At 38.7% G+C, this 14,537-nt stretch carries 10 protein-coding genes; 8 read left to right on the top strand and 2 right to left on the bottom strand.

Annotation, left to right across the window (positions count from 1 at the left end; genetic code table 11):
• The first annotated feature begins 46 nt into the window (after positions 1–46).
• From PNIG_RS19745 to PNIG_RS19720, 6 genes are all read left to right on the top strand, one after another.
• Positions 47–1,012 (top strand): aldose epimerase family protein, encoded by a 966-nt coding sequence (locus PNIG_RS19745; protein ID WP_086996403.1) that lies wholly within the window; start codon positions 47–49, stop codon positions 1,010–1,012.
• A gap of 165 nt (positions 1,013–1,177) precedes the next feature.
• Positions 1,178–3,925 carry a TonB-dependent receptor gene (locus PNIG_RS19740; RefSeq protein WP_086996346.1) on the top strand — a complete coding sequence of 916 codons (2,748 nt, stop codon included), beginning with the start codon at positions 1,178–1,180 and terminating at the stop codon, positions 3,923–3,925.
• A gap of 181 nt (positions 3,926–4,106) precedes the next feature.
• Positions 4,107–5,633, top strand: a complete 1,527-nt coding sequence (locus tag PNIG_RS19735) for a tryptophan halogenase family protein (RefSeq protein ID WP_024604794.1) — start codon at positions 4,107–4,109, stop codon at positions 5,631–5,633.
• A 12-nt stretch (positions 5,634–5,645) separates the two neighbouring features.
• Positions 5,646–6,407: a SapC family protein gene (locus tag PNIG_RS19730; RefSeq protein ID WP_024604793.1), complete on the top strand. Its 762-nt coding sequence runs from the start codon at positions 5,646–5,648 to the stop codon at positions 6,405–6,407.
• 36 nt (positions 6,408–6,443) lie between these two features.
• Complete coding sequence (locus tag PNIG_RS19725; protein WP_089369353.1) at positions 6,444–7,922, top strand: SLC5 family protein; 1,479 nt, start codon at positions 6,444–6,446, stop codon at positions 7,920–7,922.
• A 264-nt stretch (positions 7,923–8,186) separates the two neighbouring features.
• Positions 8,187–10,319, top strand: a complete 2,133-nt coding sequence (locus PNIG_RS19720; protein WP_024604791.1) for an alpha-galactosidase — start codon at positions 8,187–8,189, stop codon at positions 10,317–10,319.
• Positions 10,320–10,380: 61 nt separating this feature from the next.
• Here the strand turns inward: PNIG_RS19720 and PNIG_RS19715 are convergent, their stop codons facing one another.
• Positions 10,381–11,082, bottom strand: coding sequence for a FadR/GntR family transcriptional regulator (locus tag PNIG_RS19715; RefSeq protein ID WP_024604790.1), 702 nt, complete (start codon positions 11,080–11,082; stop codon positions 10,381–10,383).
• 185 nt (positions 11,083–11,267) lie between these two features.
• On the opposite strand from PNIG_RS19715, the gene PNIG_RS19710 reads away from it, so the two are divergent.
• Together PNIG_RS19710 and PNIG_RS19705 are read left to right on the top strand one after the other, a co-directional pair.
• A complete protein-coding gene (locus PNIG_RS19710) occupies positions 11,268–12,026 on the top strand; it encodes an SDR family NAD(P)-dependent oxidoreductase (protein WP_086996340.1) in 759 nt (252 codons plus the stop codon).
• Positions 12,027–12,029: 3 nt separating this feature from the next.
• A complete protein-coding gene (locus PNIG_RS19705) occupies positions 12,030–12,980 on the top strand; it encodes a 2-dehydro-3-deoxygalactonokinase (RefSeq protein ID WP_024604788.1) in 951 nt (316 codons plus the stop codon).
• 36 nt (positions 12,981–13,016) lie between these two features.
• Here PNIG_RS19705 and glpD read toward each other — a convergent pair whose 3' ends face one another.
• Positions 13,017–14,522, bottom strand: coding sequence for a glycerol-3-phosphate dehydrogenase (gene glpD, locus PNIG_RS19700; RefSeq protein ID WP_086996336.1), 1,506 nt, complete (start codon positions 14,520–14,522; stop codon positions 13,017–13,019).
• Positions 14,523–14,537 lie beyond the last annotated feature (15 nt).

Here is a 14,537-nt window from a genome sequence, read left to right as displayed (position 1 = left end):
GTAGATTATGTTTATTCAGTAATTTAATTAAAAGGAAAGTATTTTGATTGCTAAAGAAAGAAATTCTTTACAGAGTATCCAGCTTAGTGATGGTGAGAACTTAATTGCAGAAATAATACCATTCGGCGCAATAGTAAAAAGTATTAAATTTAAAAAACAGGAGGTTACGCTTAGTGTAGATGATCTCCAATACTATGTTGAAAACCCTTTTTATTTAGGTGCCACTATTGGCCGGTATGCAAATCGGATTGAAGGGGGGTGCTTTAATTTATCAGGTACACAATATAAGTTAGCAAAAAACAATGGTCCAAATAGTTTGCACGGTGGCATAAAGGGTTTTAATAAAGTGCTTTGGGAAGTGAGCAAGCAAAGTGCTAATGAAGTAGAGCTTTATTATTGCTCTGCAGATGGCGAGGAAGGGTTTCCTGGTCAGCTGCAAGTTTGGCAAACCATTACCGCAAACAATGGTCAATTAGTCTTGAGTTTTAAAGCCGTCAGTAATAAAGAAACTCTAGTCAATTTTACTAATCATTGTTACTTCAACCTTGAAGGTAGCGACACTATTGAAAATCATTTATTACAAGTAAATGCCACGCACTTTTTACCTATTGATGAAAACAATATTCCAATCAGTGAGCCTATTCCTGTTGCTAAAAGCTGCTTTGATTTCACTCAATCTAAACTGGTGGGTAGCGCACTTGAACAAAGTCATCCGCAGTTAGACATAGCTTCTGGAATCGACCATTGCTATGTATATGAAGATGATAATAGCCTCAAGTTAATGGCTAGCTTAACATCCACTCTTACTAATATTAATTTAACGCTTTTTAGTACTCAGCCAGGTATGCAGCTTTACACTGCTAACTTTGTTGACTTACCTTTTAAAGCGCGCCAGGCATTGTGTTTAGAGGCGCAAAACTGGCCTGATGCACCAAATAAAAAGGGTTTTCCTAAAGCAAATTTATTGCCAGGTGAAACGTATGAACAAGTTATCATTTATGCATTTTCATAAAAACACACTGAATAATGTTAATTTAAATGAGTTAAAAGTTACTCAAAGTTAAGTGAAAGGTTGCGCTTTAAGTCAATTTAAAGTATTTATAGTATAAATACTATTTGAAGCAATTCAGACCACACGACAATAAAATGACTACACACAATCAGGAGTTTTTTAAAAATGGTAATTAACAATAAGTTATCGTTCAACAAGAAAACCGCACTCAGTATTGCTATCACAGGTATATTGGCAAGCGGAACTGTTGCGGCTCAAGGTGTTGAAAACGACACACCTACAGTCGCGAATAAAGATGTTGAAGTTATCGCAGTAACAGGTATTCGTAGTAGTTTGCGTTCATCGATGTTGGATAAAAAAGCATCTAATGTGGTAACCGATGGAATTAAAGCAGAAGATCTTGGTAAATTCCCTGATTTAAACGTAGCAGAATCTCTGCAACGTATTACAGGTGTAGCAATTGACCGGAGTGGTGGTGAAGGACAAGCGGTAACTATCCGTGGTTTTGGTCCACAATTTAATACTGTACTTGTTAATGGCCGTCAAATTGCAACAGACAGTGCAGGCCGTGAGTTTAATTTTGATGTATTAGCTGCGGATCAAATCACCGGTGCTGATATTTATAAAAGTAACACAGCAATACTTCAGGAAGGCGGTATTGGTGGCACTGTTAACGTAACTACAGCTCGCCCTTTTGACTTTGGTGGTTTGCATGTTTTAGGTTCAGTTAAAGGTATGTACGAAAGCCTTTCTGAAGAAGTCTCACCGTCAGCATCATTTTTGATAAGTAATACGTTTAATGATGACAAGCTAGGTGTTCTTTTTGCTATCACTAACCAACAACGTAAGCTTCAGAATAATCAAATACTAACAGCAGGTTGGCGCGGCGGCCAAACAATATCTAATCCACAAGATGGCGTATTGTTTGACAATGCATACATTCCACGCAACTGGGACCAAATAGTTGATGAGCAAGATCGTGAACGTACGAACGCAAGCTTAGTACTTCAATATGCGCCGTCGGAGGATGTCACAATCACTGTTGATGGTATGATTTCTAAATTTGAAGTCGATTCAACGGTACGAAGTTTAGCATCGTGGTTTGAACCTGATCGCGTTGGTAGCGCAACTATCGATCCAAAAACAGGCACGCTTTTGACCTTTACTCAAGAAGTTGGTTTAGGCGCACCTAGTGGTGACCCTGCAAGTGACTTTGTATCAAAAACAAGTAATTCACGCGATGTAACTAATAAAGCATTTGGTATTAACGTTGATTGGCAAGTAAACGATTCATTAAAAGCAAAATTTGATGTTTCTCGTTCAACGGCTGAAAACGACCGTGCCGGTAAAGATCGCACTAACGTCGTAGGTATTATTAATAGCTATAACTTTGATGGTACAGGTAGTATACCAACAGTCCAACATGATGGTTTCGAAAACGGGGCATTACCAGATCCTAGTCTTGCACGCCTTCATATCAACGTAAAGGGTGATCAATTTACAGACGAAGATGAAATTACTGAAGTAAAGGCTGACTTCGAATATGTGCCCGATAAAGGTCCTGTTGAAAGAATTAATTTTGGTGCTTACCGTCAAGAGCGTGAAAAGTCGAGTTTCCAAATTTATGGAAATCAAGGTCATTTTAGTGGGTATACAGTTCCAGCACCACTTGATGCTATTGATTTTGAAGCCTACTCTGCTAGTAATTACTTCCCAGGTTTAATTGATACATTTTATAGCTATGACGGCGATAAGATGGTTAGTTATTTAGCTGAACAAGGTTTTCCTATTGAGCCAACGCTACAAAATAACCGTTATACAATCAACGAAGATATCACTAGCTTATACATGGACTTTACACTTGGTTTTGACCTAGCTGATATGCCTGTAACTGTTAACTTAGGTGCACGTTATTCTGAAACTGACATTGATGTCGCAGCAGTACAAAGTTTTATCAGTGATGTAGTACCAACTCCTGATGCAACATTGTTTGCTAACGTATTTGGTCCAGCGACAAATATTGAACAAGGAACTAGTTACTCAAACTTACTACCATCTCTCAATGTGAAGCTTGAACTACAAGAAAATATGATACTACGCTTTGCTGCATACGATAGTATAACACGCCCAACCATGTCGCAGTTATCTCCTGCTACAACATTTAATGAGCCACGCCGTCAAAACTTAACAGCCAATGGTGGTAACCCTGCACTCAAACCATTCCAATCAGAAAACTGGGATATCTCTTATGAGTGGTATTATAACGATGCAAACTTATTTAGTTTTGCAGTGTTTAGTAAAGAAGTTGATGATTTCATAGTCACATTAACAGGTTCTGAAACTTATGAAATGGCTGACAGAACAGGTCCTGGCTTTGCATGTACTACATGTACAGGGCAAATCGATGATGAGCTAAATGGTAGTTCAGAAGTATACACTACCACTCGACCTCAAAATGGTGAGTCAGCGAAAGTAACAGGTTACGAACTTGGTGTAACTCATATGTTTGAAAGTGGCTTTGGCTTTATAGCTAATGCGACCGTAGTTAATAGCGATATTAGCGTTGGTGCTGACACTACACAAACATTCGCACTTGAAGGGTTAGGCGATTCACAAAATTTGGTGTTGTTTTATGAGCAAGATAACTGGCAAGCGCGAGTTGCATTTAACAACCGTGAAGGTTTCTTACGCTTAGTTGATAATGGATTTAATGGCGAACCTGTGAATGTTGAAACCTACGGGCAATGGGATATTAGCGCAAGCTATGATATCAACGAGAACTTTACTATTTTTGCAGAAGGGATCAACATTACTGAAGAAGAGTTAGTACAAACAGGTCGTTTTGCTAATCAAATTTATTCTATAGAAGATAATGGTTCGCGATACGCGTTTGGTATTCGAGGGTCGTTTTAACTAATAATAGAGGCAAGTACTTTGCCTCTGATTATTTTATTAGAGTGCTACATGTGCTAATGCCAATAAGTTTGGCTTAGCCATAGCGCCCAACCCTAAGAAATTACGTCTATACAGCAAATGCCCGTTAGGGCATTTGCTGTATAGACGTTACTAGAAAGCGTTCAAAGAGCAGTTCATTATGAATAAAACAATAAAAACAGTCGCGGTAATTGGTGGCGGTACAGCCGGATGGCTAAGTGCTGCAATTATAGCATCACATCACCAAAGTCAAAATGGTGATGGCTTAAAAGTGATGTTGGTTGAATCCTCAGATATTCCAACTATTGGCGTAGGTGAAGGTACTTGGCCCACGATGAAAAATACACTTCAGCAAATAGGTTTGCGTGAAGTTGATGTTTTTAAAGCCTGTAATGCCACTTTTAAACAAGGCGGGAAGTTTGTAAATTGGACCCATGGCAATAACGACTTCTATTACCATCCATTTACTGTACCACTAGGTTACGGACGTATAGATTTAGCTCCTTACTTAGATAACGTTGAAAACTATGCACAACAAACTAACTTCCAACATGATATTTGTGAAGAAAACCTAGCACCACGCAGTATTACACAAGGTGAATATCAAGGTGATTGTAACTATGCTTATCATTTCGATGCAGGTGCCTTTGCTGATTTATTAAAGCAGCACTGTAAAAATAACCTAGGTGTTGAGCATATTATTGGCACAGTTGATAAAGTAAAGCTTGATAATAGTGGAGAGATAAACGAGCTTACTCTGAAAGATAGTACTCATACTATAAACGCCGATTTATACATAGATTGCACTGGTTTTTCATCGCTGTTGTTAGGTCAAACGCTTAACGTACCATTTAAAAAAATAGACCATGTATTGTTTAACGACAGTGCACTTGCTATGAAAGTCCCTTACGGTGAAGATGATCAATCCATTGCTAGTCATACTATTGCTACCGCTCAAAATGCAGGTTGGATTTGGGATATAGGCTTAACAGACCGCCGTGGTGTAGGTCACGTATATTCAAGCAAATTTTTATCGGATGACGAAGCTGAGGAAAACTTACGGAACTATTTAGGCGATGCAGCGAAGGGCTTAACCGCTCGCAAAATAAGCTTTGAATCAGGGTATCGTGAGAAGTTTTGGCATAAAAACTGTGTTGCTATTGGTATGTCGGCAGGATTTGTAGAGCCACTTGAAGCAACCGCAATTATGTTAGTAGAGATTTCAGCTCGCTTCGTAGCAGAACACATGCCAACTGATACACAGGTCATGCCTATTATAGCTAAACGCTTTAACGAACAGATGGATTACCGTTGGCAGCGTATTATCGATTTTTTAAAACTGCATTACATGCTGTCTAAGCGTCCAGAACCTTATTGGCAAGCACATGTTAAACCTGAAACTATTCCACAAAGCTTACAAGAAGACCTGTTGGTTTGGGGAGGGCGCGGTCCACTTATTCAAGATTTCCATGGTTCATTAGAGTTATTCCCTGCTGCTAGTTATCAATATGTTTTGTATGGTATGGGTTTTAAGCCCGACTTTACTAAGCAAGCGTATTTATATACACAACATACGCAAGCAAAACAAATAATTGAACGTAACACTCAATTAACACAGCAGATGTTGCAAACTTTGCCGCCACACCGTGCTTACATAAACCAGTGGTTGGCAGCTAACTCAATTTAAGGATGTGTGAAGATGGCAATTAAAAAATTATCAAACACAGAACATCAAGCATTAAAAGTTAACCCTAATGCTGCGGCAATTTATGCATCAACCAAGCATTTACTTAATTTAAGAGCAACAGAAGTAGCTAAAGTAACGTGCGATCTTCCTGTGTTTTTTGCACGTAATGCACAAAATGGTAGCTATACAATTTCAGCCCTAACCAGTTTTAATGCTAATAAAAATTTATTAGTAAATAACACAAAATGGCACGCACTTTATACACCAATGTGTATGCAATCATATCCACTTTATTTATTAACACACGATGCTAATAGTAGTGATTACTTTGTTGCTATAGATGAAGAAAGCTCAGTAGTAAATATAGAGCAAGGTGAAGCGTTATTTGATAATAAAGGAACCCCAAGTTTATTTTTAAGCGCGCAGAAAAAACTACTCGAAGCTGATTTAAAAAACGATTATCTCACTTATAAATTTACACAAGAGTTAGTGCGTTTAGGGCTTATAAAGGATATTGATATTATTTTGCAGTTCGAACAAGGCGACCCTCAAACTATTCAAGGCTTGAGTACCGTTGACGAAGATAAGCTTCAAGCACTTGATCATGACACTATTGTTAACTTACATAAGCAAGGTTACTTAAATGTGTTAAATAGCATGTTAATTTCACTTTTTCAGCTTAACGCCTTAGTAAAAATTCATAATCAGCATCCAGAACTCAAGCCTTTAAAGCAAATTAAATTAGAGCTAAGTCGAGATGCGCACGCATTTTAGCGTGTCTGTTTTCACACACATATAAGAGACACACACATGTCAGATAACATTTTACAGTTAGTGGTTTTTGTTTTTGTCACCGCATTAATTGGTGGCCTTACTTATTGGAAATGTCGAGGTCAAAATCGCAATAACGGACAAAGCCAAACCAAAGAGTATTTTTTAGCGGGCGGTGGCCTTACTTGGATTTTTGTTGCAGGTTCGATCACATTAACTAATCTAAGTACCGATCAGCTTGTAGGTATGAATGGTAACCAAATGGCGTTACTAGTTTGGTGGGAATTAGCAGCAATTATTGGCTTAATTATTTTAGCTAAAGTGTTTATTCCAGTTTATTACAAATACAATTGTACTACCACGACAGAGTTATTGGAAAAGCGCTATAACAACAAGCATATTCGCGCTGTTATTGGTGGGTTGTTCTTTTTAGGTAATGCACTTATTTATATGCCAGCGGTAATCTACTCTGGTGCGCTATTTATGCAAACCATGTTTAAAGTGGATATTCCGTTAATGTATATTGCGACAGCCTTTGCCATTATTGGTGCTGTTTATGCCTTTTTTGGTGGCCTGCGTGCAGTTGCTGTATCGGATACCTACAACGGTATACTTGTACTCGGTATGGCTGTTTTAGTGGTGTTTTTAGCACTTAATGCAATTGATTATGATTTTAGCGGTATTCCAGAAGAACGTTTAACATTAATTGGCGATGCTGATTCACCTATTCCGTGGCCAACACTTTTAACCGGCATGATCTTCATTCAAATGTTTTACTGGGGTACTAACCAAACAATTACGCAGCGAGCAATGGCAGCGCCTAATGTTAAAGAAGCGCAAAAAGGTATATTTGCAGCTGCGGGGATTCGCTTTTTAATCGTCCCAGCAATCGTGGTATTACCGGGTATTATTTCGTTTAAGCTTTATGGTGATATTGGCGACGCCGCTTATGGTCGAATTGTGGGCGATGTAATACCTACATGGTTAACAGGTGTGTTTGCCGCAGCAATGGCTGCAGCAGTGCTTTCAACTTATAACAGTTTACTAAACTCATCTACGGCATTATATGTGTGTGATATTCACGAAGCATATTTTAATAAAGAACCAAGTGTTGTAAAGCTAAGTGGTTATGTAACATTGCTACTAACAAGCTTAACGCTTGTACTTGTGCCTATTTATCAACAGGCCGATAGCATCATTAATTTACTGCAACAATTGAATGGCCTGCTAAGCATGCCTATATTTTCTATTTTTGTTGTGGGCTTGCTATTTAAAAATGTTGATGCGCGAGCAGGTATTGCAGCTGTAATCTTAGGAGTTACTATGTACGGTATGCTGACCTTTAAAAACTCACCATTACATACTGATTTGCATTATATTCATGTAATGCCTATTACCTTAATTGTATGCGTAGCTTTTGCATTGATTGTAAATAAGGTTGTATTTGGCTTAACAGCTCAATGGGCTGGTAAGTCACCTGCAATTGAAGTTATTGGATCTGCTCAAGAGCAAAAATAAATTACCAATTGTTAAAGCTGACAAATCGGTCAAGGGGGTGCTCTGGCCGATTTTTACTTTTAGAAGCCTTATTAAGTACAGGAAAGTTTGTGATTTAGGTGCAATAGTCTATTAACAATTTATTTGTATGATATATACTATTATTAATTATTCCCATCTGATAGATTATGCCTTGAGCAACGATAGGCATATAAACTCAGGATATAACTAATATACCTTCATTATATTTACAACTCACACAATGGATAAAAGGATAGGAGAATCATGGCTGACACTAAATTATTTTATCGATTAGACAGTGCAAATTGCACTGTAATTTTCGACTGTCAAAGAAAAACACCTTCGTTACTATACTTTGGTAAAAAATTATCAGAGCAAACTACAGAAACTATGTTAGCTCAACTTGCTACCCGCCAAGAAGTGAAATGTGCTGTAGTTGAAGAAGCACCCATTTCCCTTTCACCATTATTAGGTGAAGGTTTTACTGGTGCACCAGGGCTTGAGTTAATAAATGATTCTATTGCTTGGTCAGTTGGTCCACAGCTTAAAGAAGTTCGCCAGCCTTTAAATTCAACAATTGAGTTTTTAAGTGTAGATACATTACGTGGTATTGAATTACTGCACAGTATTACGCTCGATAATGATACCGATGTATTGAGCGCGCATACTGTACTAACTAATTTAGGCGATTTGCCATTAAACGTTAACTTCTGTGCTGCACCAACATTTCCGTTACCAGATAGCATAAATAAAATTGTAAGCTTCGAGGGTCGTTGGGCGAATGAGTTTCAACGCCAATCAGTTGATTTAACACTAGGTAGTTTTGTACGTGAAAATCGTAAGGGTAAAACATCACACGACGTATTTCCTGGTTTATTAGTACATAGTGAAGGCGCAGGAGAGCAGCATGGCGAGTGTTATGGTTTCCACTTAGGTTGGAGTGGTAATAATAAATTGCGTGCAGAGTTATTACCCGAAGGGCGCCGTTACGTACAAATGGGTGAATTGCTATTACCTGGTGAACTTACTCTTTCTAAAGGCGAAACTTACCAAAGCCCTAATATTTATAGCTCATTCTCAAACAAGGGGTTTAGCGCGCTTTCTCGTAATTTTCACCGTTTTGTTAAAGCAAATCTACTTACTCAAGCACAACGTGAGAAAGCACGTCCGGTGCATTATAATACATGGGAAGGAATTTACTTCACCCATGATGTAGATACTCTTAAAGAGTTAGCTGACAAAGTTGCTCCATTAGGTGTTGAGCGCTTTGTACTTGATGATGGTTGGTTTAAAGGGCGTCATGACGACAATGCAGGACTTGGTGATTGGACTGTAGACTATGATGTGTATCCTGATGGCTTGTTGCCAATAATCGAGCATGTAAATGGCTTAGGTATGGAGTTTGGCCTTTGGTTTGAGCCTGAAATGGTAAACCCAGATAGTGACCTTTACCGTGCTCACCCTGATTGGGTGTTAGGCTCAGAAAATAATGAGCAATTAAGCTTCAGAAATCAATTCGTGCTTGATTTAACTCGTACAGAAGTTATTGAGTACTTATACACAGCAATCCACGATATCTTAGTTGAGTACCCAGCGATAAAGTATATTAAGTGGGATATGAACCGTGATATTAACCATGCAGGTAACTTTTCAGGAAAACCTGCGGTGCATCAACAAACACTTGCACTTTATCGTTTAATTGACCGTATTAAAGCCGCGCATCCTGGGCTTGAAATAGAAAGCTGTTCATCAGGTGGTGCCCGTGTAGATTACGGCGTACTTGCACATACAGACCGTGTATGGACGTCAGATTCTAACGATGCGCTTGATCGCCTTGAAATTCAGCGTGGTTGTTCGTTCTTCTTCCCATCGTCGGTAATGGGGGCTCATGTAGGTCCTCGGGATTGTCACATTACAGGGCGTAACGTAAGTATTGAAATGCGTGCTGCTGTATCAATGTTTGGTCATATGGGCATTGAAATGGACCCACGTGAATTAACTGATCACGAATACAGCGCACTTAAAGCAGCTATTTCTCTACATAAAGAGCATCGTGACTTTATTCATGCTGCAGATTTATACCGCCTTGATAGCGACGATTTATCAATTAACTTTGGTTTAATCGATGAGCGAAAATCAAAAGCATTATTTGCTTATAACAGCGTGCGCGAAACACCGCGTACAGCGCCTAATAAGCTTCGCTTTGTTGGCCTAGATGCTGATGCGCAGTACACACTTAGCTTAGTATGGCCTGTTAAATTTGAAGAGTATCGTCCATCTTCTATTGCTGCGGTAAATGGACAGAAATTCACAGGTGAAGCGTTAATGCAATTTGGTCTACAAATGCCAATATCATTTCCACAAACATCACTTGTTTTTGAACTTAATAAAATTTAAAGTTTAAAGAAAAAGTAGCAAAAGGGAGCAAGTAAGCTCCCTTTTTAAAGCCTTCAAAATATTAAACTAATCTAGATTCAATTAATTCAAGGGCTTCTTCTAAAATTGTTTCTACTGCTTTTTTAGCTCGTTCAGGGTTGCGTGATTTAATGGTATTTAAAATATCTGCATGTTTTGCTACATCAGCACCAGGCACGCCTTTTATATGATTTGTATAACGAATGCTTACGCGTAAAGCTGTACTGATAAACTCAGTTAACTGTACAAAAAATCGATTATTACTGGCAACTAATATACTAGTATGAAAAGCAATATCTGCTTCCAGCGTATCATCCAATCCTTTGTCAGCATCTGCCATACGCGCTAATGCATTATCAATTTCTGCGAGTTGCTCAGCTGTGGCACTTATAGCTGCAAGGGCTGCAGCCTGTGGTTCAAGCGCTACACGTACTTGGGTGAATTCTTTTAACAATGAAAGTGACGGGTTACTGCTTAGAATCCAGCGTAATACATCAGTATCAAACATATTCCAGCTACTTTCAGGTAGAACACGAATACCTTGTTTAGGACGAGAAGATATTAACCCTTTAGCTGAGAGCATTTTTACCGCTTCTCGAGTTGCGCTGCGGCTTACATCGTATTTAATACATAAGTCAGCTTCAGAAGGCAGCCCTTCATTTATAGGGTAAATACCACGCACAATAGCAAACCCTAGATCGTGAGCGAGTTGTTGCGTTAAATTTTGACGAGGTTGGCTTTTCATTACGCAGGATTCCGAGTTGAGATATTACTTTATTATATAGCATATATCATATTAATGTACGTATAGATATGCTATAAACTTTTATTAGTAAATGTTTAACACAGTGATAAAAGCTCTGCTTGGTTCATTATAGATTTATTATGGTGTTAAATAGGAGTGAATATACACTGTATGGAGAATCTAATTTGAACACCTTAGCCCAATATCATAGCCTTAGAGGTAAAGTTATCTTTATTACTGGCGGTGCTTCAGGCATCGGAAAGGCAATGGTTGAATCGTTTGCTAAGCAGGATGCTAAAGTGGCATTTATAGATATAGATGATGACTCCGCACGAGTGCTTATTAACAGCCTCCCAGAGGCTAATTTATGGTATAGACAAGTCGATGTAACAGACTCATATGCTCTGCAAAAGTCACTAGTTGATGCGAGTTTAGTTCTTGGTAATATTAATGTACTAGTTAATAACGTAGCAAACGATCGTCGCCAAGCAAGTGAAGAAGTTACGGTTAATGATTGGGAACAATGCTTACAAATAAATTTAAATCCAGCCTTTTTTGCCTCTCAAGTCGCAATGTCTTTTATGCAAAAAGAGAACTCAGGTAGCATAATAAATTTTAGCTCTATTAACGCTATTATGGGGCAACCCCAAATGGCAGGCTATGTAACCGCTAAAGCGGGTATCATAGGAATGACTAAAGCATTAGCTCGAGATTATGGTGAATTTGGTATTCGAGTAAACGCTATTTTACCTGGTTGGGTCGCCACAAAGCGGCAACTAGCAAGCTGGTTTACTGAGGAAGAACAAGTAAAATGGATGGCAGCTATGGCATTAAAAAAATTAGTTACACCTGAGGATGTTGCAAATTTAGCACTATTTTTAGCTGCAGATGAAAGTAGTATGATCACCGGGCAAAGTATTAAAATTGACGGCGGGAGGCTTTAAAACTTGACTGCTTCACCATCTTTTATTGCTGTTGACTGGGGAACGAGCCATTTACGTGCTTATTTATGTGAAGTACAAACGCAATCAACATTTAAGTTATTAGCGCAACGCGACGGACCCGGCGTAGTAAAAGCTAGCCAACACTTTGGGCAAACCTTAGTTGATACAGTTGGTGACTGGGAGCAAGAGTATGGCAGTTTACCTATTTATATTTCAGGGCAGATCACCTCGAATATTGGCTGGCATGTAACGCCTTATTTAGAGTGTCCAATTAACCCTGAAGAGTTACTTAATTTAGCAGTGAGTTTTAGTTATGCGGGACTTACTATAAAGGCGTTACCTGGTACAAAGTGCATGCTAAAAAATAATTTATTTGACGTAATGCGTGGTGAAGAACTTCAAATTTTGGGGTTTTTAAAAGAAAACCCCGAATACCAGCATGTTAAAGTGCTACTTTGTTTGCCGGGTACCCATACAAAGTGGGTGTTATTAGACCGCGGTGAAATAATATGCTTTAAAACAGCAATGACCGGTGAATTATACGATTTATTATGTAATCAAAGTGTTTTAATTCCTAACGATTGCGCAAAAGGAGAGTTTGACTGGGAATCATTTGAACAAGGTTGTGAGCTTACTTTAGGTAGTGATAACGGGAACTTGGCGCATGGTATTTTTAGTGTGCGTACTCGTCAACTTTCAAAGGATTTAACTCCAGTACAAGCAAAAGCATATTTATCGGGCGTCTTAATTGGCAGCGATGTAAGAGCATCTCGCCATGCTAGCGAATGGCAATTATTAAGTGATACGCAAGTAGTAGTTATTGGTACAGAGCAACTTAATAAATGTTTTATTACAGCACTGAAGCAAATCGGTGTTAAGAGTATTGGGGTTGATGTTAAAGCAGCGACGCTTAGTGGCTTTAATTATTTATTTAATTTAGAGATGAAAGAATAGCCCCTCTATTATGAGGGGCTATATGACTGCATGTTATTAAGCACTTTTAGCTGACTTGCTGTACTCAATATAGTGATTAAGTGTAGTAATTTGTTCAGGATTGAAACGTAGTCCTAGCTTTGTGCGTCGCCACAATATGTCGCTTGTACTATTAGCCCATTCATAATTCAATAGATAATCCACTTCTGCCGCATATAAATTATGACCGAAGTTTTGACCTAAATCACTCAACTGCTTTGTGCCACCTAAAACATTTACAGCACGCGTACCATAAGTACGTATCAAACGATTTAAGAGTACCTCTGGTAACCACTTATAGCTTGATTTTAATTGTTTTTTAAGTGTTTTTACAGAGCTAAAATCACCACCGGGCAAAACATTATGTTTCGTCCATGGTTTGCCTATTTGCGGATAAAAGCTTTCAAGCTTATTAATTGCTGCTTCTGCAAGTTTTCGATAAGTGGTAATTTTACCGCCAAATACACTCAGTAACGGCGTGCGCTGACCGTCACTTGAAAGTTCTAATTTATAGTCCCGAGTAACAGCCTGTGCATTAACCGACTCGTCATCAAGTAATGGCCTTACCCCAGAAAAGGTATGTACTATATCTTCACGTTTAATAAGCTTTTTAAAGTAGTTATTAGTAATATCGATAAGATAATCGATTTCTTCGTCACTTATTTTTACATCCTGTGCAGCACCATTATATTCAACATCGGTAGTACCAATTAGAGAATAATCATCCTCAAATGGCAACACAAACACAATGCGATTATCTTTATTTTGTAAAATATAAGCATGTGATTCATCATGAATACGCGGTACAACAATATGACTGCCCTTTACAAGGCGAATATTTTGTGGCGATTTTTCTTCAAGTGTTTCATCAAACAATTTAGCAACCCAAGGGCCTGCAGCATTTACAATACCTCTAACTGAAATATCATAGTGCTGTTTAGTCTCTTGCTGTTCTAGGGTTACTTGCCATGTGCCTTGCTCGCGGTGCGCTTTCACGCATTTTGTTTGTGTGGCAATAACAGCGCCTCTTTCTTGAGCGGCTAATGCATTTAAAATGACTAAACGAGAGTCATCAACCCACCCATCCGCATATTCAAAGCCTTTAGTGATTGTAGGCTCTAATACACTATGTTCGCCAAATTTTATACTTTTAGACGCAGGCAAGGTAACCCGTTTAGCCAAGTTATCGTACATAAACAGACCAATCCGAATCATCCAAGCTGGGCGCAGATGTTTCTGATGTGGTAATCTAAAAGTAAGTGGCCACATAATGTGGGGAGCATTTTTTAGAAGTACTTCACGCTCAGCTAGCGCTTCTTTTACTAATCTAAATTCGTAATGCTCTAGGTAGCGCAGTCCACCATGGATCAGCTTGGAACTATTTGAAGATGTTGCAGAAGCTAAATCAGACTGTTCGCACAAAAGTACTTTAAGCCCTCTTCCTGCAGCATCAGCTGCTATGCCTGTGCCGTTTACGCCACCACCGATGACGAGTAAGTCATATTCATTATCTGCTAATTTCACCGCTCACCTTCTATT

Source organism: Pseudoalteromonas nigrifaciens (genome assembly GCF_002221505.1).
In the GTDB taxonomy this organism is placed as follows: Bacteria; Pseudomonadota; Gammaproteobacteria; order Enterobacterales; family Alteromonadaceae; genus Pseudoalteromonas; species Pseudoalteromonas nigrifaciens.
This window is presented reverse-complemented; position numbering and strand designations above follow the sequence as displayed.

What these genes read in the sequence shown, in the direction of transcription:
- PNIG_RS19735 (WP_024604794.1), top strand. Translation starts at nt 4,107, where the DNA reads ATGAATAAAACAATAAAAACAGTCGCGGTAATTGGTGGCGGTACAGCC.
- PNIG_RS19730 (WP_024604793.1), top strand. Translation starts at nt 5,646, where the DNA reads ATGGCAATTAAAAAATTATCAAACACAGAACATCAAGCATTAAAAGTT.
- PNIG_RS19715 (WP_024604790.1), bottom strand. Translation starts at nt 11,082, where the DNA reads ATGAAAAGCCAACCTCGTCAAAATTTAACGCAACAACTCGCTCACGAT.
- PNIG_RS19720 (WP_024604791.1), top strand. Translation starts at nt 8,187, where the DNA reads ATGGCTGACACTAAATTATTTTATCGATTAGACAGTGCAAATTGCACT.
- PNIG_RS19725 (WP_089369353.1), top strand. Translation starts at nt 6,444, where the DNA reads ATGTCAGATAACATTTTACAGTTAGTGGTTTTTGTTTTTGTCACCGCA.
- PNIG_RS19740 (WP_086996346.1), top strand. Translation starts at nt 1,178, where the DNA reads ATGGTAATTAACAATAAGTTATCGTTCAACAAGAAAACCGCACTCAGT.